Origin of the sequence: Brevibacterium permense, assembly GCF_025506275.1 — a bacterium.
Taxonomy (GTDB): Bacteria; Actinomycetota; Actinomycetes; order Actinomycetales; family Brevibacteriaceae; genus Brevibacterium; species Brevibacterium permense_A.
Window position 1 is genome coordinate 85,915 of the sequence record NZ_QYCP01000094.1, and the last position, 26,210, is coordinate 112,124.

The 26,210-nt window shown below is 65.9% G+C and carries 21 protein-coding genes and 1 pseudogene; 14 read left to right on the forward strand and 8 right to left on the reverse strand.

The features are described from left to right. Window positions 1-90 precede the first annotated feature (90 nt). The 3 genes and pseudogenes from D3I60_RS15615 to erm all read left to right on the forward strand — a co-directional run. Complete coding sequence (locus tag D3I60_RS15615; RefSeq protein ID WP_262777362.1) at window positions 91-687, forward strand: HdeD family acid-resistance protein; 597 nt, start codon at window positions 91-93, stop codon at window positions 685-687. A 349-nt stretch (window positions 688-1,036) separates the two neighbouring features. Beyond that, window positions 1,037-2,539 carry an inorganic phosphate transporter gene (locus tag D3I60_RS15620; protein ID WP_262777364.1) on the forward strand — a complete coding sequence of 501 codons (1,503 nt, stop codon included), beginning with the start codon at window positions 1,037-1,039 and terminating at the stop codon, window positions 2,537-2,539. A 575-nt stretch (window positions 2,540-3,114) separates the two neighbouring features. Beyond that, window positions 3,115-3,810, forward strand: a pseudogene (erm, locus tag D3I60_RS19540) (23S ribosomal RNA methyltransferase Erm); the annotation flags it as partial. A gap of 475 nt (window positions 3,811-4,285) precedes the next feature. Here the strand turns inward: erm and D3I60_RS15630 are convergent. Beyond that, window positions 4,286-4,948 carry a metal-dependent transcriptional regulator gene (locus tag D3I60_RS15630; RefSeq protein ID WP_262777367.1) on the reverse strand — a complete coding sequence of 221 codons (663 nt, stop codon included), beginning with the start codon at window positions 4,946-4,948 and terminating at the stop codon, window positions 4,286-4,288. A gap of 132 nt (window positions 4,949-5,080) precedes the next feature. Here D3I60_RS15630 and D3I60_RS15635 point away from each other — a divergent pair, with 132 nt between their 5' ends. The 3 genes from D3I60_RS15635 (at window position 5,081) to D3I60_RS15645 (ending at window position 8,532) form a co-directional block, all read left to right on the forward strand. After that, entirely contained in the window at window positions 5,081-5,635 is a 555-nt protein-coding gene (locus tag D3I60_RS15635) for a hypothetical protein (protein ID WP_262777369.1), read from the forward strand. Between the two features lie 299 nt (window positions 5,636-5,934). Beyond that, window positions 5,935-7,464: a lipase maturation factor family protein gene (locus tag D3I60_RS15640; RefSeq protein ID WP_262777371.1), complete on the forward strand. Its 1,530-nt coding sequence runs from the start codon at window positions 5,935-5,937 to the stop codon at window positions 7,462-7,464. Between the two features lie 6 nt (window positions 7,465-7,470). Beyond that, window positions 7,471-8,532: a hypothetical protein gene (locus D3I60_RS15645; RefSeq protein WP_262777374.1), complete on the forward strand. Its 1,062-nt coding sequence runs from the start codon at window positions 7,471-7,473 to the stop codon at window positions 8,530-8,532. 80 nt (window positions 8,533-8,612) lie between these two features. On the opposite strand, the gene D3I60_RS15650 is transcribed toward D3I60_RS15645, so the two are convergent. Then, entirely contained in the window at window positions 8,613-9,884 is a 1,272-nt protein-coding gene (locus tag D3I60_RS15650; RefSeq protein ID WP_262777376.1) for an Nramp family divalent metal transporter, read from the reverse strand. Between the two features lie 85 nt (window positions 9,885-9,969). Here D3I60_RS15650 and D3I60_RS15655 point away from each other — a divergent pair, with 85 nt between their 5' ends. The 5 genes from D3I60_RS15655 (at window position 9,970) to D3I60_RS15675 (ending at window position 14,658) form a co-directional block, all read left to right on the forward strand. Then, a complete protein-coding gene (locus tag D3I60_RS15655; RefSeq protein ID WP_262777378.1) occupies window positions 9,970-10,665 on the forward strand; it encodes a TetR/AcrR family transcriptional regulator in 696 nt (231 codons plus the stop codon). After that, a complete protein-coding gene (locus D3I60_RS15660; RefSeq protein ID WP_262777380.1) occupies window positions 10,662-11,021 on the forward strand; it encodes a DoxX family protein in 360 nt (119 codons plus the stop codon). The genes D3I60_RS15655 and D3I60_RS15660 overlap by 4 nt, the downstream gene beginning before the upstream one ends. Before the next feature lie 253 nt (window positions 11,022-11,274). Continuing rightward, window positions 11,275-12,090, forward strand: a complete 816-nt coding sequence (locus tag D3I60_RS15665; RefSeq protein ID WP_262777381.1) for a class I SAM-dependent methyltransferase — start codon at window positions 11,275-11,277, stop codon at window positions 12,088-12,090. Between the two features lie 167 nt (window positions 12,091-12,257). Next, window positions 12,258-12,770 (forward strand): hypothetical protein, encoded by a 513-nt coding sequence (locus tag D3I60_RS15670; RefSeq protein WP_262777383.1) that lies wholly within the window; start codon window positions 12,258-12,260, stop codon window positions 12,768-12,770. A gap of 415 nt (window positions 12,771-13,185) precedes the next feature. Continuing rightward, a complete protein-coding gene (locus D3I60_RS15675) occupies window positions 13,186-14,658 on the forward strand; it encodes a uracil-xanthine permease family protein (RefSeq protein WP_262777385.1) in 1,473 nt (490 codons plus the stop codon). 82 nt (window positions 14,659-14,740) lie between these two features. Here the strand turns inward: D3I60_RS15675 and D3I60_RS15680 are convergent, their stop codons facing one another. The 3 genes from D3I60_RS15680 to D3I60_RS15690 all read right to left on the reverse strand — a co-directional run bounded on the left by D3I60_RS15680 (window position 14,741) and on the right by D3I60_RS15690 (window position 18,382). Next, entirely contained in the window at window positions 14,741-15,952 is a 1,212-nt protein-coding gene (locus tag D3I60_RS15680; RefSeq protein WP_262777386.1) for a LacI family DNA-binding transcriptional regulator, read from the reverse strand. A 121-nt stretch (window positions 15,953-16,073) separates the two neighbouring features. Beyond that, on the reverse strand, window positions 16,074-16,784 hold the full coding sequence (locus D3I60_RS15685; RefSeq protein ID WP_262777388.1) for a sulfite exporter TauE/SafE family protein: 711 nt from the start codon (window positions 16,782-16,784) through the stop codon (window positions 16,074-16,076). Further along, on the reverse strand, window positions 16,784-18,382 hold the full coding sequence (locus D3I60_RS15690; protein WP_262777390.1) for an amidohydrolase family protein: 1,599 nt from the start codon (window positions 18,380-18,382) through the stop codon (window positions 16,784-16,786). Before D3I60_RS15690 ends, D3I60_RS15685 begins: the two co-directional genes overlap by 1 nt. Window positions 18,383-18,498: 116 nt before the next feature. Between D3I60_RS15690 and D3I60_RS15695 the strand changes: the two genes are divergently transcribed. The 3 genes from D3I60_RS15695 to D3I60_RS15705 all read left to right on the forward strand — a co-directional run bounded on the left by D3I60_RS15695 (window position 18,499) and on the right by D3I60_RS15705 (window position 22,555). Beyond that, the gene (locus D3I60_RS15695; RefSeq protein WP_262777392.1) at window positions 18,499-19,752 is read left to right on the forward strand and encodes a methyltransferase domain-containing protein; all 1,254 of its coding nucleotides are present in this window, start codon (window positions 18,499-18,501) and stop codon (window positions 19,750-19,752) included. A 399-nt stretch (window positions 19,753-20,151) separates the two neighbouring features. Next, window positions 20,152-20,532, forward strand: a complete 381-nt coding sequence (locus D3I60_RS15700) for a VOC family protein (protein ID WP_262777394.1) — start codon at window positions 20,152-20,154, stop codon at window positions 20,530-20,532. Between the two features lie 307 nt (window positions 20,533-20,839). Continuing rightward, window positions 20,840-22,555, forward strand: coding sequence for a BCCT family transporter (locus tag D3I60_RS15705; protein ID WP_262777396.1), 1,716 nt, complete (start codon window positions 20,840-20,842; stop codon window positions 22,553-22,555). Window positions 22,556-22,698: 143 nt separating this feature from the next. Here D3I60_RS15705 and D3I60_RS15710 read toward each other — a convergent pair whose 3' ends face one another. The 3 genes from D3I60_RS15710 to D3I60_RS15720 are packed head-to-tail and all read right to left on the reverse strand — an operon-like array spanning window position 22,699 to window position 26,105. After that, entirely contained in the window at window positions 22,699-23,442 is a 744-nt protein-coding gene (locus tag D3I60_RS15710; RefSeq protein WP_262777398.1) for an IclR family transcriptional regulator, read from the reverse strand. 3 nt (window positions 23,443-23,445) lie between these two features. Further along, window positions 23,446-24,840, reverse strand: coding sequence for a formimidoylglutamate deiminase (locus D3I60_RS15715; RefSeq protein ID WP_262777399.1), 1,395 nt, complete (start codon window positions 24,838-24,840; stop codon window positions 23,446-23,448). Then, complete coding sequence (locus tag D3I60_RS15720) at window positions 24,837-26,105, reverse strand: allantoate amidohydrolase (RefSeq protein ID WP_262777401.1); 1,269 nt, start codon at window positions 26,103-26,105, stop codon at window positions 24,837-24,839. The genes D3I60_RS15715 and D3I60_RS15720 overlap by 4 nt, the downstream gene beginning before the upstream one ends. Between the last annotated feature and the right edge of the window lie 105 nt (window positions 26,106-26,210).

A 26,210-nucleotide genomic window follows, 5' to 3' on the forward strand; every position in this document is an offset into this window, starting at 1 on the left:
CTTCTCTCGTCGGCTGACTTCGGCGGCCCGCACACCGAACCCGCCCCTCGTCTTCAGCGACTGTCCAAACCCGAGGACTAGGCTGGGTACATGGACCTCAAGCGCACTGGAAGAACGGTCATCGTCAACGGCGTCATCGCCCTCGTGATGGGCGCGCTGATGATGGCCTGGCCCGGCACCTCCGCCGAGGTGGTCGTGCGGATCTTCGCCTGCTGGCTCGCTGTCATCGCCATCTCCTCCCTCGTCTTCGCACCGCAAGGAGGCCGCACAGGCAGCATGGTCACACGTGCGGTTCTGCTCGTCCTCCTCGGTGTGCTCATCTTCCTCACCCCGATGCTGTTCGCGTCCATGGTCACGGTGCTGACCGGATTCGCGATCATCTTCTTCAGCTTCCTCGCCCTCACCGTGTCCTTCTTCGTCCGTCGGATGGGCGTCCGGTCCTGGTGGGTGCTCACCGTCATCGGCGTGCTCGGCATCATCCTCGGCGGATTCTTCCTCTTTGCGCCGGGCGCCGGGGTGACCGCGCTGATCTTCACCCTTGCCGGATTCATCATCCTCGTCGGCATCGCCCTCATCGCCCTCGGCCGTCGCCTGCGCAAAGCCGACCGGCGGATGAGAACCGATCCGCACCGCAATCGTCCCGACGACGGCGGCGGCGATGTCATCCGCGGGGAGATCATCGACTGATCTCGACCGCGAGCTGCTCCCACATCGGCAGAGCCCGGATCCGCGCAGAAGCGGATCCGGGCTCCGTCGTACCTGCGCTTCGGACCGAAGTGGTCATTGTCACAACGCGGCTTTCCGTCTACGGCACCCATGTGCATTCTCACCGAAAGAACCCGTCCGCATAGCACCTGACCTGGAACATTGCGTGAACGGAGAGCGAAGAGCACCGGTTGTGCATGAGCATTTCGCGCGGCTCAGAATCGGAGTTCACCGTCCATTCATCTTCTCCGTAACCTGGCGGTCATCCGACCTGCGAATCATGGAGGCAGACAGGCACTGCCACATCGACTGAAACTCGCGAGGAGAACGAATGACCCAGGTTCTGGCCCCGGAGCGACACACTCCGCCGGCTGCCGTCGGCCGCAGCAACGACCGTCTCTGGCATCTGGCCTTCGGCGGCCTGCTGGCGATCACCCTCATCGCCTTCACCCTGTGGTCCTTCGACTTCGTCGGCCGAGACGCCCCCCGCATGGTGCTCATCACCACGGTCATATTCGGTGCTTTCATGGCGTTCAACATCGGCGGCAACGATGTCGCCAATGCCTTCGGCACCTCCGTCGGGGCCGGCACCCTGACGATGAAGCAGGCACTGCTCATCGCCGCAGTCTTCGAGGTCAGCGGTGCGCTGCTCGCCGGCGGCGACGTCACCGACACGGTCAAGAGCGGAATCGTCGACCTCAGCGGGGTGGCGATCAACCCGATGGACTTCGCGTTCATCATGATGGCAGCCCTCCTCGGCGCCGCGGTGTGGCTGCTCCTGGCGACTCGGATGGGCTGGCCGGTATCGACGACGCACGCCATCATCGGCGGCATCATCGGTGCGTCTCTGACGATCGGCTTCGTCACCGGCACCGGCGGACTCGCCATGGTGCAGTGGTCCGAGGTCGGTCAGATCGCGATCTCCTGGGTGCTCTCCCCCGCCCTCGGCGGACTCGCCGCGTTCGTCATCTACGGACTGATCAAGAAGTTCGTGCTCGGCACGTCCCTGTCGCACACGCTGAAGCCGCATATGCTCGCCCCGGTCTCGGCGGCCGAGGGTTCCGTCGATGCACAGATCGATGCCGCCGCTGAGGATGCTCCCACGGACGGAGGATCGATCGGCACTCACTCGGCCCTGCAGCGGTGGGTTCCCCTCATCGCCGCCGCCGGCGCGGTCATCATCACCGCGATGCTGCTGTTCAAGGGTCTGAAGAACCTCGACATGAGCGTGACTACCGTCGGCGGCCTGCTCATCATGGCGATGGTCGGGGCGGCCGTGTGGCTGGCCGTATTCGTCTTCGCCAAGACGCTGCGAAAGCAGACGGTTCCCCGTGCGACCTACATCCTGTTCTCCTGGATGCAGGTGTTCACGGCCTCCGCGTTCGCCTTCAGCCACGGTTCGAACGACATCGCCAACGCCGTCGGCCCCTTCGCCGCCGTCCTCGATGTGCTCCGCACCGACAGCATCAACGGCGAGGCGACCGTGCCGTTCGCTGCCATGCTCACCTGCGGCATCGCCCTCATCGTCGGTCTCTGGTTCATCGGCCGCAAGGTCATCGCAACCGTCGGCACGAACCTCACCGAGATCCACCCGGCCTCCGGATTCGCCGCGGAACTCGCTGCCGCTGGAATCGTCATGGCCGCTTCGGTGAGCGGTCTGCCGGTGTCGTCGACGCACATCCTCATCGGCGCGATCATCGGTGTCGGTCTGGTCAACCGCTCGGCGAACTGGAAGCTCATGAAGCCGATCGCACTGGCATGGATCATCACCCTTCCGGCCGCCGCGGCCATCGGTTCGGTCGGCGTCATCACCCTGCGCACCATGATGGGCTGAGCCGCTGACACGAACGTTCCACTCGTGTTCGCCGGACCACGTTCGAGTCATCACGCCACGGTGATCCGGCGCCCCTCCCCGTCGACTTCCGCGCGAAGTCGACGGGGTGTTCTTCGTCCGAACTCTGGTCTCGGCAATGACTCCTGTGCTATCTTGTTCGGCATGGGAACATTGAACAGCAGCGCAGTGACTGCGCCTTGCTTCTACATTCGTCACCGCAGCGCCTGACAGCGCGCCTGGCGAGTACTTCTGCGATCGGCTGACCGACGACGGTCACCCTGATCTCCTCTGCAAGCGCGTTGTCCTCCCGGAGAGCCCTCGGCATCCGGGCGATGCGGCAATCGGCTGATCCCTGTCCGATTCCGTGACCACCTCGATCTCAACGGTCGATCAGGTCATCGCGAATCGATCTGACTCACCATCATTGCGCTGCCTCGGGTGCCTCCATCGTCTTTTTGGAGCACATCCCATTGCGACCCCACAACTCACGAAACCGTTCGACACGCGGTCAGTCCCGTTCGCGCTCGACCCCGCGGTCACAGCACGGCGGGCGGCATGAACTCGGCCAGAACTTTCTGCGCTCACCCACCACCATCTCAACGATTGCGAGCCTGGCTCGTTCCACCTCCGGACCGATCATGGAGATCGGCCCCGGCGATGGAGCAGTCACCGCCGAGCTCTACCGGCTCGGGCGAGAGCTCACACTCGTCGAAATCGACGAAACGAGGTTGGACCACCTTGAAGACACGTACCCGCGGGCCGAGGTCCGGCACGCCGACGTCCTGACCACCCGGCTCGATCGGCCGGTCGTCGTCGGCAATCTGCCGTTCCATCTCACCACTCCCATCCTCCGCAAACTGCTGCGTTCCGGGCGCTGGCAGCGGGCGATCCTTCTCACCCAATGGGAGGTCGCCCGCAAACGCGCAGGAATCGGCGGATCGACCATGATGACCGCGCAATGGACCCCGTGGTTCGACTTCCGTCTCGTCACCCGCGTCCCCGCCGACGCGTTCACCCCGAAGCCCAGCGTCGATGGCGGCATCCTCACCATCGATCGCTGTCCCACCGGATCGATTCCAACCAATGATCGATCCGAATATCAACAGTTCGTCCGTTCTGTCTTCACCGGTCGCGGGCGAGGAATGAAAGGAATTCTGACGAAGATGAGCATCACCGATCACCGGACTCTGCAAACGACCATGGACCGCAACGACATCAGAGGAGACACCTTGCCCAAAGACCTCACCCCCGACCAGTGGACCGGACTGTTCACCGAACTGGTCACCGAAAAAGATCAGAGGAATGCGAAGAAGGGACAGACCGTGCGAAACAACAAAGCACCCAAGCAGAACCCCATCACCGAGGCGGCCTCGGAGAAGCCGTTGATCACCGGGGAAATGCCAATCGTCGGCGCCGAACCGGCGACCGAGAAGCTGCAGGCTTCCATACCTGGCGCCGACCCGAAGGCGAAGAGCCATGACAAGGGTCATCTGCAGGCCGAGCGCGGTTTCATGAATCAGCATCAGAAACCGAAGCAGCCTCAGCCGAGGTGGAACCTGCCGCGAAGGTGAGTCTCCAGTGCCTCGGCCCGACGCTCTTCCCCCGTCGGGCCGAGGCACTGTCACGCCGCTGCGCCGCCTCTTCGCGCCGACTGTCGACAGAGGCTCAACCCTCTCTCCGGGACTCGGCGACGATCGGGCCGCCGACTCCGATTAAGAAGGACTCGTTCAGCCTCGCAGTCCCGGCTCAGCCGGCCGCGCGCAGATACACGGCCTCGGCAAGCGCGGAGGCGATCGTCTCCCGCGTGCCTCCGATGTCGACGGCCACCTCATCATCAGTGCGGTCGACGACCTCGAGGGAAGCACCTGGAAGCACCCCCGCCTCGGCGAGCTTCCCGAGAACAACAGGATCGGCGTCGGAGACCCTCAGCACGGCGTATGACCCGGCGGCCGCCTCGGCGAGGAGGGTCGGAGTATGGGAATCGACGGCACCATCGGGACCCGGAATCGGATCGCCGTGCGGGTCGGACGTCGGGTGGCCGAGGAACGCGTCGATGCGGTCGATGAGCCGATCTGAGGCGGCGTGCTCGAGGATCTCGGCCTCATCGTGGACCTCATCCCAGCCGTACCCGAGCGACTTCACGAGGAACGTCTCGATGAGCCGGTGCCTGCGCACCATCGACAACGCGATCGTCTTGCCCTGCTCGGTGAGCACCGGCGGACGGTAGGGCACGCGAGTGATGAGACCGAGCTCATCGAGTCGCTTGAGCACCTCGGTGACATTGGCCTTCGTCGTTCCGAATCGGTTCGCAAGCTCGGTGGCCGTCATCGGATCCCCGCCCCATTCCTGGGCCGACCAGATGGCCTTCAGGTAGTCCTGGCTGACCTCGGAGACTTCACCTGCACGCATGCCTCCAGTATCCCATGGACGCATCGCCCCGCCCCGGCACTTCACCCGAAGTGAGGGATCGGGCACAGATGTTCCCAAACGATTACCTGCACGCCCTCCCCTCGCCGAGGCGGCCCTGCCAGAATCACATTCATGACCTCCCATTCCCTCCCCTCAGACCCGGTTCCCCCAGCCGACGACGCCGGCCGGTCGGGGCCGATACGGCCCGCCGTCCCCGACGGCCCCTCCTCCACGGATGGCGGTCCCCTGTTCCGCGCGTTCCGCCGCTGGACGAGGACCGGAAGGTCGGAGTCCCGCGCAGCAGCTCACCGGAAACCGACCGCCCCGACCACCCCGGACACTCCGCGCGCACGACCGGAGCGGATCACAGCGACCGCCCTGTTCCGGCCCGGCGAGATCGAATATGCGAGGCTGCAGAGTCTCCCGCCCTTCGACACGGATCTGCTCATCGTCACCGACCTGCGGATCATGCGAGTGCGCACCGATGCTCAGGGCTTCATCGCCCAGCTCTCGGAGGCGGCTCCTCGGCAGGTCGGCGCCGTCCGAGCAGAAGAGTTCCGTGGACGAGCGACCGTGACTGTGGAGCTCCGCGTCGGATCGTCGATGCGGCTGGAGGAGACCACTCCCGCCGAGGCAAGGCGTTTCGTCGACACCCTCACCGAGGTAGCCGCCCGTTCCAGGGCATGATCCAACGCTCCTGAGCATGACCGCACCGGCTCCCGAGCCTGGCCTGGACGGGTCTGCCGCTTATGGCCTGGACGGCCTGGCCGCTTAGTCTGCTTCCTGAAAAGACTGGATGATGGATTTGTGAGAAGCCTCCACCCCTACAATAGATCGGGCCCAATTCCGGACCCTGTCCACGATGTCTACCCGAGGTCGATGCGTGCAGGATCCGAACGACGAGACGTTGAAGCGCCCAGTCGTCGACCGCGAATGATTCGGCGGCACCGATCGCCCATCTGCCGCAGGAGGAGGAGACCTAAGCCATGGAACCCAGCCAGGTGGCCGCTCTGCTCACCGCCGGCGACTACACGATCTCCCGTGAGATCATCCAACGTGGCTTCGGCGTGCTCTTCCTCATCGCCTTCGCCTCCGCGTTCAACCAGTTCCCCGCGCTCCTCGGCGAAAGGGGGCTCACTCCCGCCCCACGCTTCATCGCTCTGACCTCGGCCCGACAGGCGCCGACGATCTTCCGCTGGAACCGGTTTGCGTATTCGGACCGACGACTGCGCCTCGTCTGCGTGATCGGAATGGTCCTGGCCGGCTCGGCGATCATCGGTCTGCCCCAAGCCGGCCCCGCATGGGTTCCCATTCTGGTGTTCCTGGCGATGTGGGCGCTGTACTTCTCGATCGTCTCGATCGGGCAGCGCTTCTACGGCTTCGGTTGGGAATCGCTGCTGCTCGAAGCCGGGTTCCTCGTCGGCTTCCTCGGCTCCCACGATGTCGCCCCGACTCTGCCGATGATCCTGCTGCTGCGCTGGTTCGTCATCCGCATCGAATTCGGCGCCGGCATGATCAAAATGCGCGGGGATTCGTCCTGGCGCGACCTCACTGCGATGGACTATCACCATCAGACCCAGCCGATGCCGAACCCGCTCTCTCGCCGCGCCCACCTCATGCCCGGCTGGTGGCACAAGAGTGAGACCTTGGGCAGCCATATCGTCCAACTCGCCGCACCGTGGCTTCTGTTCCTGCCCCAGCCCATCGCCTCTTTCGCAGCTGTCGCCATCATCGTCACTCAGCTCGCGCTCGTCATCAGCGGCAACTATGCGTGGCTGAACTGGGCGACGATCCTGCTCGCCTGTTCCGGAATCAGCGACACGTTCTTCCGGTGGATCGGCGGCGGCCCGTTACCAGGATGGGGGTGGAATGTCGGTGTGTTCACCGATCCCATCACCACCGAGGCGGCCGACTTCGTCGCTGTCCCCGATCCGGTCGAGGCGCTGCCGGTCTGGTGGCTGATCATCGTCCTCGTATTCGTCGCGTGGCAGGCCTGGTTGAACGTGCCGGCGGTGCGCAACCTCTTCTCATCGAATCAGCTGATGAACGCGAGCTTCAATCGGCTCGGGCTCGGCAATGCCTACGGCGCATTCGGGTCGATGACCGAGACCCGCAACGAGATCATCATCGAGGGGTGGATCGACGACGGAGGCTGGCGCGAGTATCGGTTCAAGGGCAAACCCGGCGATGTCCACCGACGTGGCCCCCTCGTCGCGCCCTATCATCTGCGGCTCGATTGGCTCATGTGGTTCGCCGCGCTCGGTGACTATCGGCAGACCTGGTTCACCGAACTCGTGCGGAAGGTCGGCTCCGGCGACCCGCAGATCCGCCGCCTCATGGGTCCCGACCCCTTCGACGGTGCCGCACCAGAGCTCATCCGCGTCCGTGTCTTCACCTACCGCTATGCCACCCGCGCCGAACGCCGAGCGGCCGTCGCTGCCGGGGAACCGAAGCCGTGGTGGGTGCGTTCGGACCCGAGGGTCCTCGTCCGGCCCATCGACCTGCGGAAGGGCTGAACGGCGATGAGCAGACGCAGCGGAATCTTCACCCACGCCCTCACCGGCGCCATCACCCTCAGCGCCGTGGCCACGGTGGTCTTCTTCGTCACCAACACCGGCATGGCCCGCGCCTCCAGGAGTTCGGATCACATCATCGACGCCAAGGCGGCCGGACCTCTGAGCTTCGCCTTCATCGGGCTCATCACCTTCGTCGCCATCGTCTTCTTCAGCGGCACCGACCACGGTGAGGGCCCGCACGCCGAACTCGACGGCGCCCCACGCGGGTCACGCACGCTCTTCACCAGGGACCCGCTGGTCGGGCTGATGAGCATCGGACCACTGATCGGGCTCTTCTTCTGCGCAGCTGCCCTGCTCTGGCACAACTTCGCCGCGGCGCCCGGAACGCCGGGGACGGTATGGGGTGATTTCACAAGCTCACCGCTGCCGTTCGTCGTGCTGTTCGCGGCGACTCTCGCCTCGACGAACTTCGGTCTGACCCTCGCCGGCATCACGGTCGCAGTGCGCAGCCGCGTGCGCCTCGCGCTCTCACTCGTCTTCGGCACAGTCATCGCGGGCATCGGCTCCGGCGCCCTCTTCGCGTGGCTCGCCTATGCGAGCACCGTCATGGCCGCGGTCATCGCGGTGCCGGCCGCGGCAGTCTCCGCCTACACCCTGTACGGCGCCCGCCGACTTGCGGTCTCCACGCTCTCCCAGGACACGTCGATGTCTGCTCGTGCCCGCCGTCGCGGCCCGACCCCACCGCCTTTTGACGCCCTCGACCGCGGCGAGTCCGTGCTGGTGAAGATCGGCAACCGGCATCCACGCGAGCAGGAGTTCCTCATGGCCACGGCGGTGCGCATCGTTCACGCGCGCACCGCCGTCGCCGATCCCACTGAGATCCTCGACGAAGCCGCGCCGAACCAGCTGGTCGAGGCGAGCACACGCTCCGACCACGGGCACACGACAACGGTCATCCGGTTCCGCGACCGGCCGGCGATGCGCCTCATGGGCACCGACGCCGAGGAGGCCGCCGACTTCGCTCACAAGCTCACCGTCCTTGCCCGCACAGGGATCCTTCCGGACTGAGGAGCCGCCTCAGTGCCACTGTTCTCCGTTCCGCAACGGGACGTCGGTGACGCCGATGCGAGGAGCCGCCTCGGCGAGGGTCAGTCCACCCCGAGCGCCAGCAGAACGATGAGGACGACGTTGAGGACGATGATGAGCGCCGAGGCGGCCACAGCAACGAATGTGATCCATCGTGCGTTCGCGAATTCCCCCATCACGCGGCGGCTGCTCGTGAGCCTGACCAGAGGGATCATCGCGAACGGGATGCCGAGGCTGAGCACGACCTGGCTGAGCACGAGCGCCCAGGTCGGGTCGACGCCGATGGCGAGGACGATCAGTGCAGGGATCATCGTGAACGCGCGCTGCCACACGATCGGGAAGTTCACGCGCAGCAGCCCCTGCATGATCGAGGCGCCGGCGTAGGATCCGACGGCGCTCGAGGCCAGACCTGAGGCGAGGAGTCCGATGCCGAAGAAGAGCCCGACGACCTCGCCGAGGTTGGCCGTGACGACCGCGTGCGCACCTTCGATGGTGTCCGTGCCGGTCTGACCGCGCAGGGCCGCAGCAGCCAGCAACAGCATCGCGATGTTCACGGAGCCTGCGACGACGAGGGAGAGCACGACGTCCCAGCGGCTGGCGCGCAGCAGCTGCTTTGTCGATACGGTCGCATTGTCGCGATGACGGTCGACCGAGAGAGCCGAGTGCAGATAGATCGCATGGGGCATGACGGTGGCACCGAGCATGCTCGCGGCGAGCACCACGGAATTCGTACCCTCGAGCCGCGGCACGATTCCACCTGCGGCTTGCCCCCAATTCACATCGCCGACGAACAGGCCTGCTAGAAAGCCGATGGCGATGATGACCAGGAATCCGATGATGACGAACTCGAAGGGACGCTGACCGCGGGTGGACTGGATCGAGAGCAGGAAGAGCGAAACCACGCCGACGATGACGCCGCCGAGAAGGAGCGGGAGATCGAAGAGGATCTTCAGGGCGATCGCGCCGCCGATGACTTCGGCGAGGTCGGTGGCGATCGCGACGACCTCGGCCTGCCCCCAGTACGCGAGGCGGCTTCTCCTGCGGAGGCGGTCGCCGAGGAGGCCCGGCAGCGACTGCCCGGAGACGAGCCCGAGCTTCGAGGACAGGTATTGGACGAGAACGGCGATGAGGTTCGCGGCCACAAGCACCCAGACGAGGAGGTACCCGTATTCCGCACCGGCGGTGAGGTTGGCCGCGACGTTGCCCGGATCGACATAGGCGATGGCGGCGACGAAGGCCGGTCCGAGGAGGACCGCGGTGGAGATCTTCTTCCGGTTGTTCTTCTTCGGCTCACCTTCGCGGGTGCGCACCGATGCAGAGGGATCGACGTTCATAAAGTTAAGGTACATTAACTTTCCTGCCTGAGGCAACACGACACATGGTCTGGAAAGTGAACACGGAAGGACTTAAGGTTCGAGCATGCGCAGTGAACACGTTCACCCCAGGTCCGGCAAGCGCCGTCAGACCGAAGACCGGATCATCGGCGCGGCCGCAAAGCTGTTCCTCGACCGCGGCTTCAAGGCCACGACCATTCGTGCCGTCGCGAAGGCCGCCGAGGTGTCGGTGGGCCGAGTGATGGCGGTCGGCGACAAGGACGCCATCCTCGTCCGGTGCTTCGATCGGTGGATCGGGCAGCTGCAGGACGGGACCTACACACCACCACCTCGTCGAGGGAGTCTCTCGGAGCGCGGGAGCTCGACGGCCATAGGCTCGGTCGGGGTGAGAGCCAGCGCTGGGGCAAGCCCCAGGGACACGGGCCCATCCCACCCATCCTCGGCGGTGCAGCGTCATCTGCTCGAACTCTTCCTGCCCTTCCTCGAATTCTTCGCCGAGCACGAGGACCTGTCGCGGGACTATGCGGCGGCCATGATGCGGGTCAAGGGCGAACCCGAGGTGTTCAACACTCTCGCCGTGGACCTGCAGGGCCACCTGAGCGAGTCGCTGACCTCGATCGGGATCAATGAGGATCATGCACGGGCGAGCGCCGCAGCGCTCTACGACTCCTACCTTGGCATCCTCTTCCGGTGGGCGGCGACGGCGATGAGTCCCGACGACGCCGTCGAGGCGATGCTGGCCAGCATCGTCTTCCACACTCGAGTCAGGAGCTCGCTGTGATCCTGCTGCCCGACCCGGTCTGGCCGATCGTCGTCCTCGCGGTCATCGTCTTCGGTGACGGTCTGCTCACCTTCCGTCCGCCGCGCGCGATCGCCGCCTGCCTCGACGGTGTCGGCTTCCCGCGGGAATGGTGGTGGGTGCTCGCGGTCGTCAAGTTCCTCGCCGCGGCAGGACTGGTGACAGGGGTCTGGATTCCCGGGCTCGGCGCGGCGGCTGCGGCGGGCCTCGTCGTCTACTTCCTCTGCGCCGCTGCCGCGCACCTGCGGGCTAAATATGTCGGTCGGGATTTCTGGTTCAATTGTCTGGGCATGCTCGCCGCCTGCCTCGCCGTGCTCGTCTTCTGCTTCGTCGTATAGGCGCCCGTTTTTTTCGCGAAGGCGCCCGCCTCTTCGCACAGAAGTCACCTCTCCTCGCAGAAGAAGCACCAGATACTCTCGCAGACCCGCCCAGGTCTCGGCCCGGAGAATTCTTCTCCCACATCCCGCACCTCGAAGCTGTTTTGACCTAGAGTCGGAGTACGGCACCGGCGCCTCTGGGCGCTGAGCCGTCCGGCAGAATTGCTGAACTGCTCGGTGATGGTGCCGAGCCTCCCGGCAGAGGAGTGTGGACATGCCCGAATATGCCGACAGCAGTCGCACGCGCGACGAGACTCCCCACGAACGCCATGAGCGATGGGCGTGGATCCATGAGACGGCGTCGATGACAGGGTGGGATTTCTCCCCGCTGTCCGGTCGCCTCGTCGCCGATGATCCGCCATGGGACTTCGATCAGATCTGCCTCGATGCGATGGCCGAGTCGAGCAGGTGCCTTGACATGGGCACGGGAGGCGGCGAGCGCCTCAGCGAACTCATCGATCGCCTCGACGAGGCCCGGCCTCCCGGCGAATCGTCGCCGACGGTCTCCGCGACCGAGGGCTGGGAACCCAACGTTCCCCTGGCCACCTCGACGCTGGAGGACTACGGGGTCGAGGTCTCCCGCTACGACAGCGACCACCACTCGGAGATGCCGTGGGGCGACAGTGAGTTCGACCTCGTGATGAACCGGCACGAAAGCTATGACCTCGCCGAGGTGGTCCGCGTGCTCTCCCCAGGCGGATTGTTCCTCACCCAGCAGGTCGACGGCACCGAGGCTCAGGAATTCCGCGACCTCTTCGGCGGCGGGGTGGGCGATCTGCACCAGCAGCTCGAGCCGTGCATCAGCGATGTCGAGAGTCAGGACCTGGCAATCGAGGCGGCCCGCAAATGGCAGGGAACGATGCGCTTCACCGACGTCGAGGCGGTCATCGAGTACCTCGCCTATATTCCGTGGGATGTCCCCGGGTTCACTGTGAGGTCCAACCTCGAGGTCCTGCGACGACTGGCCGATTCGAGCGATCCGATCACGGTCACACAGAAGCGGTTCCTCATCGTCGCCCGCAAGCCCTGAACCACAAACTCAGGTCACTAACGGAGGTTCTTCGCGCCCGAAAGTATCCGTTGGTGACCTAAATTCGCGGCAGCTGGCCCCGGCTCTGCCCGCAGGGAGGTTTTCCCGACCCCACTCTTGGGATAGCAGGATGGGACACCGCCGGTCCGCGTCGATAGCGTCGAGGCATGACTTCGACGGACTTCTCGTACCCTCAGCCCACTGATGATGAGCTCGCGGCACAGCAGCCCCGGGTCCCGAACCGTTCCGCCCAACCCGTCTATGCCTCTCCCCGACCGGACGACATGGCTCAAGCGCAAGACGCCGCCGGCGCTCGAATGGATGGCGCCGCCTCGGCGAAGTCGCCGACGCTGGGCAAGGCGGCCGTGGCGCTGTCGATCATCGCCATGGTCCTCAGCCTGGCCGCCTCGGTGATCCTGGGTGCCACCGTCGGACCCTCCGAAGCGGCGTCCGGCTACTACTTCGCCGACACTCCGGACTGGTATCAGACCCTGGCGATCGTGCTCTTCGGAGTCCAGGGGCTGTGCACCTGCTTGGGCATCACAGGCATCATCCTCGGCATCACGGCCGCCGTCGCCGGGCGGGGCCGAACACCCGGAACCATCGCCATCGCAGTCGCAGCGATCGCCCCATTCGTCTCGTTCGGCACCTTCATCGCCCTCAGCTTCATCGCCGCCTGAGTCCCGGCCCTCTCCTCCGCACCCGCGAGAGACTCAACTCTCCGAATCCAGGTCGCCATCGGACATTTCTGAGCCGTGAAAGTGTCCGATAGCGACCTATATATCGGCCCAACCATCCGATAGCGACGACAGCTCGGCCCTGGCGGGCCCTTCACTCGCACCTCCCGCATTCACCGGCCGCCTCCCCTGGCTGGCCGCCTCCCCTGGCCGGCCGCCTCCCCTGGCCGCCATCTCCTCTGGCCGGCACCGGGCTTCCACCCGCGTTCTCAGCGCCTGCCGCGCCCACTGCCTCTGCGCCATCTGTCCGAATTCCGAATCACTTATTGACACCGACTCTCCCTCGATGCACGATTGAACAAATCGATTTGGCCACTGCATTTCAGGCCGATCACGATGCGCATCGAGGAGCCGTGCCATGCCCGCAACGCCCGATCCGGACAAAACCGACAGCACGGTCGGCAACGACGCTGACGCCGCCGTCGACACCGACTCGACCCCGCCTTCGGACGCCGCCGCGTCCGGCAGGGCGGTCCACCCCGTCGATCAGCTGCGGCCGATCCGCAATCTCGTCCCGTTCGCCATCCAGCACGTGCTCGTCATGGTGGCCACCCCGATCTCATCGGTGTTCCTCATCGCCACCGCACTGGGGCTGGACGCGCGGACCACCTCGGCGGTGCTGTCGGCAGTCTTCGTCTTCTCCGGTCTCGGGTCGATCCTGCAGTCGGTGGGCGTGTGGAAGATCGGCGTCCGGCTGCCGTTCGTCATGCTCCCCGGCGGGGCCGCGACGATCCTGTTCATAACGATCGCTCAGGGCACCGACGTCGAGACAGCCGTAGGTGCAGTCCTGCTCACCGGTGTCTTCTACATCCTCGCGGTGACTCTGTTCGTCAAGGTGCTCAAGTTCTTCCCGCCGCTGGTCATCGGGATCATGGTCATCGTCATCGGCATCAACCTCGTTCAGGTCACCGGCAAACTCATGGTCGGCGAACCGGATTCACCTGACTTCGGCGACCCACAGAACCTCCTGCTCGGCCTCATCACCATCCTCATCACCATCGTGTGCTTCCGGTTCTTCCGCGGGATGCTCGGCAAACTCTCCGTGGCGGTCGGCCTCGTCGGCGGCACCATCGTCGGCACGTTCATGGGAGTCACCGACTTCTCCGGCCAGACCGACGGCCCGCTGTTCGCCGTCCCGACCCTCTTCCCGTTCGGTTCACCGAAGTTCGATCTCATCGCCGCGATCCCCATGCTGCTGTGGGCTCTCGCATCGATGGCCGAGGCGACCGGTCAGACGATCATCAACGGCGAGATCGTCGGAAGGAAGGTCGAACCCCACCGCGCGGTGCCCCGCCTCATCCGCTCCGACGGCATCATCACCGTCCTCGGCGGTCTCTTCGGCACCCCCGCGATGGTCACGAGCGGCGAGAACGTCGGAATCGTGCGTGCCTCCGGTGTGCGCAGCCGGTACGTGACCGCAATCGCCGGAATCCTCCTCATCCTCATCGGACTCAGCCCCGTCGCCCGCATCCTCAACGGAGTGCCCTCGGCCGTCGTCGGCGGCACCGCCGTGGTCGTCTTTGCGATCATCGCCGTCCTCGGAATCCAGATGCTCGCGAGGATCGACTTCAATCAGACGGGCAACCTCATCACCGCGACCGTCGGCCTGGCCGCGGGCCTCATGCCGGTGCTCCTTCCCGGAATGTACTCGAAGCTGCCGCAGACGGCATCGTCCCTGCTGGGAAGCGGTGTCGCCATGGCCGCATTCGTCTCGGTGCTGCTCAACCTGCTCTTCCACCACACCGGCAAGCGCAACCGTCACCCGAAGGCCCGGACTCCGATCGCCGACCCGAGCAAGCTCGACCAAAGACCTGCCGACTACCGGATCTGAGGTTCGGCTGGTGGCCGGATCTGAGGTTCGGCTGGTGGCCGGATCTGAGGTTCGACGCGGAACCGTACCCCTGGCCCGAGAGTCAGGCTCCGTCCTTGTTCCTGTCTGGCGAAGGGCCGGCCGTCGACTCCCTGACGACGAGAACAGGACCGGATGAACCCGCCGAGGAGGCCGACCCCGATTCGTCCATCGCGGCGGGTTTCGCGTCGCCTCCGTCCAAGGCGACAGATTCCGTGTCACTGTCCAGAGCGGCGGCCGCATTCGAAAAATGATCTCCGTCGAGAACGGTCACGAGCATCTCGACCGCCGCACTCGAGATCGCCTCGAGGCCGAGATCGACGGCGGTCAGCGGAGGATTGCTCGTGCGTGCGCGCAAGCCGTCGTAGCGGGTGGCGATGAGCAGGTCCTCGCCGACCGTTCGGCCGGATTTCTGTGCGGCTCTCACCGCGCCGGTGGCGAAGGTGTCGATCGGGGCGAACACCGCGTCGATGTCCGGGTGCTCGGCCAACAGCTCCTCGGCGGCGGCGAAGGCTCCGTCTTCTCCGGAGGTCTCATCCGCTTCTGCGATCAGCGGTGCGAAACCGCGGGCGGCGGCTGTTTCGGCATAGACCTCGCGGGCCGCGATCTGTGCTCCGCGCTGGCTGCGGCTGACCAGCAGCGCCGGCTGAGTCGCGCCCTGGGCGAGAAGGTGGTCGAGCAGCAGCTGCGCCGTGCCCCGATGGTGGAGGTCGATGCTCCACTTGCTGTCGGCTCCGGTCGAAGCTGTCGATGCACGCGCTGGACCTGCCTCGTCAGAGGTCAGGGCGTCGTCGCCAGCTCTCGAACTCGGTCCGTCGATCGTGACGTAGGGGATGCCTCGGTCACGCAGCGCCTCGGCGAGGGGATCATCGACGGTGGGCTCCAGGAGGATCGCGCCGTCGATGTCGAGCAGATCGACGGGGTTAGCTGCCTCGGTGGGTGGAGCAAGGACGAAGACGTAGCCTTCGAGCAGAGCGGTCCGCGCACATCCCATGGCCAGTTCGGTGAAGAAGCCCAGCTGAGACGGCCCGGCGGACACTGCCGCGGGCATCGAGGACAACAGGGCGAGGGTCTGCGACTTGCCCGAGCGCAGACTGCGGGCACGGGCGCTGGGCCGATAGTTCAGCCGCTCAGCGACCTCTTTGACCTTGGCCCGAGTGGCGGCATTGACCTTGCCCTGGCCGCTGAGCGCATGGGAGACCGTCGTCCGCGACACTCCGGCCTCACGTGCCACATCGGCGATCGTGACGCGGTGCGCGCGCCGGAAGTCAGACATGGAATCAGCCTACTTCACGCCGACCGCGGGAGGCGGGCCCGCGAAATTCAGGTCGCAATCGGATATTTCTGAGCGTGGAAAGTAAGCGATGTTGACCTATATTTCCGACCAGCCGTCACCTTCACGCCTGAACGATGACGATGATGCCGGAGACGATGGCGAAGCCGAGGACGATATAGCGCAGCACGGGCCCGTCAAGGCGGTGGTGGACGTAGCGTGAGAGGAACGAACCGACCGCGAGGAACGGCAGCATCCACGCCGTCGTGACCATCGTGTCCGCCGAGACCTGCCCGCTGAAGGCGAGCACGATGAGGGAGATGATCTCCCCGACGAGGAAGCACACCGCCACCGTCGAGCGCAGCTCCGGACCGGGACTGTGCTGATAGGCCAGCGCATAGGGTGGGCCGCCGATGCCCGTCGAGGTCTCCGTGACACCGGTGACCAGCCCGACCGTCGCGAGCACCGGCTTGTTCGGCGTGAACTTCGGCGCCAGCAGTGCGACGACCGCGGCGATGAGCGTCGACCAGCCGATGAGCAGCGCGAGCTGGTGCAGGTTGACGATGACGAGGATCCACAGTCCCGCGAACGTGCCGGCGAATCGTCCGACGCTGATCCATTTCACGCCGGTCCAGTCGATGTGCTCGCGTTCGCGCGCGGCGATGTAGAGATTGAGCGGGATCATCAGCACGAGCAGCATCACCGGGATGAGACTCGGGTCGATGAACGTCACGACCGGCGCGAGGATCATCGCGAACCCCATCCCCGTCGATCCCTGCACGAATGCAGAGATGAGGACGATCGCGGCGATGACCCCGAAGGCGAGCATCGACATCAGAAGTCATCCCTCGCCGAGGCGGCCCCACCCTGCCGTACCCCGTCTGCCGAGGCAGCTTCCCGGCGCTTGGCCGAGGCGGCTGCTGCGTGCGATTCCGACATCGGCTCGTGCTCGGCCCTCCACCGTGCTCGGTGCTCGGCCGCGGACGGGTCGATGCGCGTGATCGGGGAGTTCTCCACGACGCGACGGGAGACGTCCTTTGCCCGCTCGAGGAATGCCCGGCCGTCCCAGTCGACGGGCCAGCCGTGCTCGAGGCGCAGCTTGCCGTCGACGATGACCGCTTCGAGCTGGTCGCGGTTGGCCAGGCGGACGAGTTCCCACGGCACATCCCACGAGGGTACGAATTCCGGGGTGTCGATGTTGAGGACGAGCAGGTCGGCACGGGCACCGGGCGAGATCTCACCGATCTGCCCACCCAGCCCGACGGCGTCGGCACCGCCGCGCAGACCCTGTTCGAGCCAGGTCCAGCCGCCGCCGGCCGAGGAGTCGATGACGTCCATGCCGCCGGTGAGACGCTGCGCGGTCTCGGCCGCGTCGAGGAGGCGGAAGGCATCCGAACGGGTGCCGTCGGTGCCGAGTCCGATGCGCATTCCCAGTTCGTGCATGAGCAGTGCTGGCGCCACGGCATTGCCCTTCCACGAGCTCGCGACCGGGTTGTACGCGATCGCGCCTCCGGAGTCGCGGAGCAGCCGGATCTCGCGCGGAGTGAGCAGGGTGGCGTGCGCGGCGAGCAGCTCCGGACCGAGCGCCCCGAGGCGGGCGAGACGTTCGAGCGGGCGCTCACCACCCGAGATGAGTGAGCGTTCGACGGCGATGATGTGTTCGTTGAGGTGGGTCTGGAAGGGCACTCCCGCGCCCCGGGCCATCTGCGTGATCGCCACAAGTGCTTCGTCGGAGGCGACCTCGGGAATGGACACCGCGAGGGAGGGGTGGACGAGGGACTGAGCGTCCCACCGGCTCAGGTGGCGTTCGGCGGCGGCGACCACCTCGGCGAGGGTCAAGGCGCGTACTCCCCCACCCAGGTCATTGCAGATGACACCGAGCACGCAGCGCAGTCCGACGTCGGTGGTGACGTCGGAGATCGCGGAGACGTCGACACTGGAGCGGGTACCGGCGTCGGTGACGGTGGTGAAGCCGCCGCGCAGGGATTCCCAGGCGGCCAGCCGGGTGGCGACGTCGATGGCTTCGGCGTCCATGTTCGACTCCATCGGCACCCAGACGCGTTGGAAGATCTCGGAGGGTTCGCCGAAGACGAGGGACTTGCCGAAGGTCTGGGTCAGGTGGTGGTGGGCGTCGATGAACCCGGGCATGAGCAGGCGTCCGGGCAGATCGATGCGGACGGGTTCGGCGGGCGCACGGTCGGCATTCGGACTCGGACCGGCGGCGTTCGCTGTGGCACCGGGATTCAGGTCGGGAGCGTTCGCGGCGGTCAGCAGTGATTGAGCCTGGGCGGCCACCTCGGGGAGAGGACCGACGGCGAGGATCCGACCGTCGTCGACGAGCACCGCGTGGCCGGTCTGCGCGCCTTCGGGCAGGAGTACCTTCTCCGGGACGAGCAGGGTCGGCGATTGGTGGAGGCTGCGCAGCTGTGTCATGGGGTCCTTCGAGGTTCGAGGGCAGAGCCAAATCGATTTGGCTACGTTCATTCTACGGTTGTCCAACGGTCCGGGTCAACGATTCTGCAGGGACGATCGCCGTCTAGAATGAGGGCATGACGACCTTCCCGCTCTCCCCCGCCTCGGCGGGTCATGGGCACCTGCACTGCGGGTATTTCGAGCGCGGGGAATGCCGCTCCTGCGCCCTCATCGAAACCCCTTATGGGCAGCAGATCACAGACAAGGAAGCCTGGTGCCGAGAGACCCTCGCCGAGGCGGCTCCGCGAGTGTGGCTGCCGACCTTCGCCGGTGGGGTACGGGACTTCAGGAACCGGGCGAAGCTCGCGGTCGGCGGGGAAGCCGGGCAGGTGACCTTGGGCATCCTCGACCAGGAGTTCCACGGGGTCGATCTGCGTGACTGCGGAATTCAGGCCCCGGCGATCCGCGCGGTGATCCCGGTGCTTGCGGACTTCCTCGATGCCACCGGGCTCGCACCTTATGATGTCTCTGCCCGCCGCGGTGAGCTGAAGTTCGTCCATGTCACGGCGGCGCCGTCGGGTGCACTGATGATCCGCTTCGTCGTGCGCAGCCAGCACGGGCTGGACGTGCTGCGGTCGCGGAAGGATGCGCTCTTTGACCTCGTCCCGGACGCGTCCGTGGTGTCGGTGAATCTGCTGCCCGAACACAAAGCCGTGCTCGAGGGCAGCCGCGAGGAGATGCTGCGCGGCGAATCGCTGCGGATGAACCTCGACCGCGTCGATCTGCACTTGCGGCCACAGAGTTTCTTCCAGACGAATACCGCTGTCGCCATCGGACTGTACAACCAGGTGGCCGAGTGGGTGGACGCTGTTGACGCGTCGACCCTGTGGGATCTCTACTGCGGTGTCGGAGGGTTCGCGCTCTACTGCGCTTCTCCTACTCGGCGAGTCACCGGGGTCGAGGTCAGCGAACAGGCGATCGAGTCGGCAAAAGTCAGCGCCGCCGAGCTCGGCATCGACGCTCGGTTCCTCGCCGGCGATGCCACGGGATTCGCCGAAGCGAACCTGGCGGCATCAGCCAATTCGACCAGCACAGTCGATGCGGCAGGCTCAGTGGACTCAGTCGATGCCGACGCTGCGACCGACTTTGCCGGTGTCGAACGGCCGGACTGCGTGATCGTCAATCCGCCTCGGCGGGGGATCGGAGCACGTCTGTCGGCAGCACTGGAGAACTCCGGCGTCGAGCACATCGTCTACTCGAGCTGCAATCCCGTGTCGCTGGCGAAGGATCTCGCCCGGATGCCTGCCTACGAGGTCGCCCAGGCACGGATCTTCGACATGTTCCCGCACACGAAGCACCTCGAAGTCGCGGTCCTGCTCCAGCGGCGGTGACAGCGGCGGTGAGCGACCACCCGCCATCGCCGACCGCTTACGTTACCGCCGACCGCTCGCCTTGACTCAGCCTGCACTCGCCCACCGCTCGACATGCCGCCCAGCGCACGCCGCATAACTCGGTACAGCGACGGTAACTCGAGCGGTCGGCGACGTCGGGCGCTCGCGAAAGCTGTTCCGCTTCGGCCCCGCAGGTTATATGCTCGTTGACGATGACCGGACAGGCGGAAAGCCGCTCACGGATCGGTAACTCGGTCGACAGTTGAGCCGCAGAGGTCACGAGCATTCTGCTCGCGGCCCTCCTCATCATGAAGCCCATTTCTCAATTCTCAGTTATCCCTGCCCGAAAACGTTCTTGGGCGATCAGCGAACCAACAAACATCCGAAAAGGACTTCATCATGTCAGCTCAGTTCAACCACACCATCGTCGCCGCTGCGGATCCAGCCGCCTCCGCGCAGTTCTATGTCGATATCCTCGAGGCCGAACACACCGAATCCTGGGGACCGTTCGCCAACATCAGGCTCTCCGGCGGAGTCATGCTCCAATTCGCCACTCCTCCGCCGGGGTCCGACATTCTGCCCGTGCACATGGCCTTCCTCTGCTCGGACGACCACTTCGACCGAGCCGTTGACCTGCTCAAACGGCGCGGCCTCGACTTTTGGGCCGACCCACAGCGAACTCGCCCGCAGGCGACGAACACCGAGCACGGAGGACGCGGCGTGTACTTCCTCGACCCCTCCGGGATGTACCTCGAGCTCATCACCCGCCCATATCTCTGAGCACCTGGTGCCCCTCGCCGACCGCTCGAGTCAGCTTCCACCGCTCGCCGCATACCACGGTACAGCGACGGCAACGTGAGCTGTCGGAGAGGCCCGGCAGCGTCAGCGCTCCACCGCGAGAAGACTCACACTCTGCCGTTTCCGTCCTCACGCATGCGGTGATTCGACGCCGAGCGCATAGACTCGGCAGTCGCACGGCCCCACGAACGACCCAGTTCGCGGGGCCTGTTGTGTAATCTGCCGATCCCGACCGACCCGACGATCGCTCATACCTGCCGCCGAGGCAGCCACGAGCGCGGAGACCACGATGACGATGCTGAACTCACCCTCCCCCGAACCCGCCAGCAGCACTGCAGGCGGATCCGACCGCTCCACTGCGTCCACCTCCTCGGGCGGGTCGGACGACCCTCCCCCTGCCGCTGGGGCCGGACCCGAGGCAGGGACAGAGTCCAAACCTGCTCCTGGCACCACGCATACCGCATCTGTCGCGGCCCCACATTCCAACCGGATCGGGACAGTCTTCATATGCTCCGTCGCCATCGTCATCGCCTTCATGGTGTGGGCGACGATCGCACCCGAAGCCCTGTCGGACATCATGACGCGGGCGATGACGACGGTGTCCACCGGATTCGGCTGGATCTACCTTGTCGTTCCATTCGCCGCGATCGCGATGCTGGTGTGGTTCGCAGCCAGCCGCTTCGGTCGCCTCCGCCTCGGCTCATCCGACTCCCGCCCCGAATACCGCACGATCACCTGGCTGGCGATGATCCTCGCTGCCGTGATGGGGATCGGCCTGGTCAGCTACGGAGTGGCCGAGCCGATGTCCCACTTCATGACCCCGCCCCACGGACTGGCGGAACCGGAGACCATGGACGCTGCGATTCGCGCGATGCAGTTCTCCTACCTCGACTGGGGCTTCCAAGCCTGGGCGATCTTCGGCGTCTTCGGACTGGCGATCGGCTATTCGACGCATCGAAAGGGACGACCGGCACTCGTGTCCACGATGCTGCGCCCTGTCCTCGGTCGCTTCGTCGACGGCTGGGTCGGCAGCTTCATCGACATCCTCACCATCATCGCCACACTCTTCGGGACGACGACGTCCCTGGGACTCGGTGCCTCGCAGATCGGCGAAGGCCTCAACACCGTCCTCGGCATCGCCTCCACCATCATCCTGCAGATCATCGTCATCACCGTGCTCACCCTCCTCTTCACCGGTTCGGCACTGACCGGAGTGAGCCGCGGCGTCAAGTACATCTCCCAGATCACGCTGACCATGGCGACCCTGCTCGGACTCTTCGTCTTCATCACCGGACCCAGCGGCTTCGTCTCCAACCTGTTCGTCCGCTCCATCGGCGCCTTTGCCGGAGACTTCGTCGAACTCAGCTTCATGACCCCGACCAGCGCCGAGGACAGCGAATGGATGCTCGGCTGGACCTATTTCATGATGGCGTGGTGGCTGTCCTGGAGCGCCTTCGTCGGCATCTTCCTCGCCAAGATCTCAAAGGGCCGGACAATTCGGGAGTTCGTCGCCGGCGTCCTGCTCGTGCCCAGCGCCGTGTTCTTCGTCTGGTTCACCGTCATGGGCGGTTCGGCGATCAAGTTCGACATCGACGGGGCCGGGATCGGCGAGGCCACTCAGTACAACCTCGACACCGCCTTCTTCAGCCTCCTCGACCAGCTGCCGCTGTCCATACTCGCCTCGGTCTTCACGATCGTCATGGTCATCCTGTTCTTCGTCTCCTCGGCAGACTCGAACACCTTCGTCCTCAGCTCGCTGTCCTCACAGGGATCCTTCGCGCCCCGGCGTCCGGTCATCGCGACCTGGGGGTTCCTCACCGGAGGCTGCGCGGTGGTCCTGCTCCTCGTCGGCGGGCTGCAGGCCCTGCAGCAGGCGGCGATGCTCTCGGCGGTGCCGTTCACCGTCATCGTGGTCGTCCTGGGCATCGCCCTGATCAAGGAGCTGCGCAGCGATCACCAGATCGTCGAAGAGGTCGCCCGAGAGCGACGTGTGCTCGGACTCTGACACTCGATCCGATCACACCGACCGCTCACGTTACCGCCCACCGCTCACCGCATAACTCGGTACAGCGACGGCAATGTGAGCGGTCGACGAGGACTGTCAGCTCCGGCTGCCCAAGGAGGTGGCGTGACCAGAACTGAACACCCTCACCGCAGCTTGGCGGTCACCTCGGCGGCGGCGGCCTTGACCTGGTCGACCACAGGACCGGTGTCCTCGGGCAGGGTCTCGGTGACGAATGAGAGGCCGATGGCCGCTATCGGGCGACCCAGCACATCGAATACCGGTGCCGCGAGCGTCGAGATTCCCGGCGTGACTTCGCCGTGTTCGATCGCGCTTCCGGTCCGTCGTTCCTGTGCGAGCACGGCATTGAGCGCTTTCACGGAGGTCGGGCCCTTGCCCGTGCGCGTGACGAACTCGGTTTCGGACTGCAGCATCGCCAGCACCTCGGACTTCGGCAGCTGAGCGAGGATCGCCCGCCCGGTCGCCGTGAGGTAGCTCGGCATGCGCACACCGGTGGCGGTGATGACCGCGACGGATTTGAGCGACTGCTCCTTGAGCACGTACTCCGTCTCCCAGCCGCGGATGACGGCCAGCTGCGCGGTCGTGGCGGTATCCTCGGCGAGCCGACGGACGATCGGCTGCGCCAACCGCTGCAGGGGATTCGTCCGCAGGTAGGATGCCCCGAGCTCGTGCACACCGGCTCCGAGCACATATCCGGATTCGGTGCGCGCCACGAGGCCGAGCTCCTCGAGCACCGCGAGGATGTCATACGCGCTCGATCTCGGGATCTCGAGCGACCTGACCAGGGCACCGGCCGTGATAGACCGATTCGACGAGGCCATATGCCGCAGGATCGCGATCGCCCGCCGCAGTGCCGGAACCTCAGCCATGACTCAGCCCTCCATCTCCAAGACCGCGAAGGCCTGAGAGTAGAGTTCGGCGATATCGCCGAGTTCGGTGTGCACTCCGTCTCGCACGCGGGCCTGGCCGCCGCTGACGGTCAGATGCACGTCCGCCGAGGTGGCCGTGAGGATGATCTGCTCGTCCAGGGATCCCATGGTGCGCATGCTGTCGGTGCGCAGGGCGACGAAGTCGCACGCCTTCCCGACCTCGAGTCCACCGACCGGAAGATCGAGGCTGCGTGCCCCGCCTTCGGTGAGGGCAGTGATGAGTTCGGCCGGGGAGAACCGTCCGCGCTGACCCGACCGCAGCCGCTCTCCCGCCTCGAGCCCTTGAGTCTCTCGCAGGGCGTCGAGGACGACGTGCTGGTCGGAGCCGAGGGAGATCACGGCTCCGGCGTCGGCGAGTTCACGTGCCGGTCCGATGCCGTCGGCGAGATCCGCCTCGGTGCACGGGCACATGACGATCGTCGACCGGGATCCGCCGAGGAGCGCGATGTCCTTCTCGCTCAGGTGAGTGGCGTGGACGGCCGAGAGTCGGTCGTCGACGACGCCCGAGCGGGCGAGCACCTCGGTGGGGCTGGCCCCGTACGCCGCCTGTGAGGCGTCATTTTCGGCCGGCTGTTCGGACAGGTGCACGTGCACGGGGCCGGACAGTTCGGTGAAGCGAGGCAGGTTTGCGGCTGGGACCGCGCGGATCGAATGGATCGCCGCACCCACGTGAACGAAGCTCTCACCTGGGGCGTTGACGGGGAATTCGTCGGCAAAGGTGTCGATCAGGCTAGTGTGCCGGTCCATGTACCCGTCGATTGTGCCGTCGCCGAAACGGGCCTGTTCGGCCGAGAGCTCGGAGTCGATGGCGCCGGTGAGGTAGCAGGTGTCGAGCAGTCGGATGCGGATCCCCGCCGAGGCGGCCGCCCGTGCCAGCGCTCGTTCCATCGCGTGGGCGCGAGGTTCGGCATCGTCGTTCGCGTCGCCACCGGGACGCTCAGCACCGTAGGGCGTTCCGTCCTGAGCGTGGTGGACGTAGTGGAACTCCCCCACTGAGGTGTAGCCGCCGGCTAGCATCTCGGCGAACACGGCGCGGGCCACGGTCTCGTAGGACTGGGGGTCGAGTTTCGCGGCGACGGAGTACATGACTTCGCGCCAGGTCCAGAAGGTGCCGCCGTCGCCGTGGGTGCGGCCGCGGAGCATCCGGTGGAAGGCATGGGAGTGTGCGTTGACTCCGCCGGGCAGGATGAACCCGTGCACCGCCTCGGCGTCAGACGGAGCGGTGTCGATCCCGGTTTCGACGGCGGTGAGCGTTCCGGTGTCGTCGGCGCTCAGCAGGACTCCGTGGGCGACGGCTCCGTCGACCCAGGCGGATTCGCACCAGTAACGGGTGCTCATCGTGCACCTCCGTTCGTCGAGCTTCCGGCACTGCCGTCGGCAATGGCGTGTTCGATGCCGAGTTCGCGGGCGAGCACCTTGACGAGCGCGTCGACTCCGGCCCTCTGGTCGTCGACCTCGCAGGCCTCTTCGGGAGCGTGAGAGACGCCGGTCGGATTGCGGACGTAGAGCATCGCCGACGGCACGTGGGGTGCGAGGATTCCGGCATCGTGTCCGGCTCCCGAAGGCAGCAGCGGAGCGTCCGGCAGCACCGAGGTCAGGCGCGAGTTGAGGTCGGCGGTGAAGTGGGTCGTCGGCGAGTAGGACTCCTGAGAGATGGTCACCTCGACTCCGGAATCAGCGCCGTGGTCCTTCGCACGTCGGCTGATCGCCTCGAGCACCTGCTTGACAACAGCGTCGTCAGGGTGACGGATGTCGAGCCAGAAACTCATGGACGAAGCGATGACGTTCGTCCCACCCGGATGGATGAGGGTGCGGCCCACGGTCGCCACGGCGCTCGCGTCAGTGGCGGCCGCTAGGGTCGGGATGTCCCCGATCACGCGGGAGGCCGCGACCACCGGGTCGGCGCGATGGCTCATTGGCGTCGTGCCGGCGTGGTTGCCCTGACCGGAGAAGGCAAAGTGCCAGCGCCCGTGGCCGATGATCGAGGAGCCGATGGCGACGGCCTGATCGGTGTTGATCAGACCGACGCCCTGTTCGACATGGAGTTCGATGAAGGAACCGATTCCGGCCAGCCGAGACTGGTCACGCCCGACCCGATCCGGGTCGAGGCCATAACCACGGGCGACGTCGGCGAAGGTGTCACCGGCGGCGTCCTTGAGGCCGAGTGCGCGGTCAGCGTCGATGGCGCCGGTGAGCAGCCGCGAGCCGAGGCAGGCGACGCCGAAGCGTGAGCCTTCTTCTTCGGGGAACACTGCCAGAGCGAACGGTCGGGTGGACTGGTCGAGTGCGCCGGAGGCCTTGAGCACATCGAAGGCCGCCAGCGCCGAGGCGACACCGAGGGGGCCGTCGAACTCGCCGCCGCCGGGCACGGAGTCGAGGTGGGAACCGGTGACGACGGCGTTCGCACCCCGCGGGGTTGCCCATGCCCACGTGATTCCGTTGGCGTCGATCTCCGTGTAGAGGCCGCGCCGGTCCGCCTCGGCGAGGAACCACTCACGCAGCTCCCGTTCGGTGGCCGAGAATCCGGGCCGCTGGTAGCCGGGACCGCGGGTGTCGCGGCCGGTGTCCTCGATCTGGCTCAGCAGCGAGACGACATCGCTCATTGTCAGTTCACTCCGTTCGAAATCGGTCGGGTCCGGTGATGTGTCGGTGCCGTGGTCGGCCAGCCCTGGCATCAGAGGCCCGCCGGTCGGGTCCGGTCGGTGACC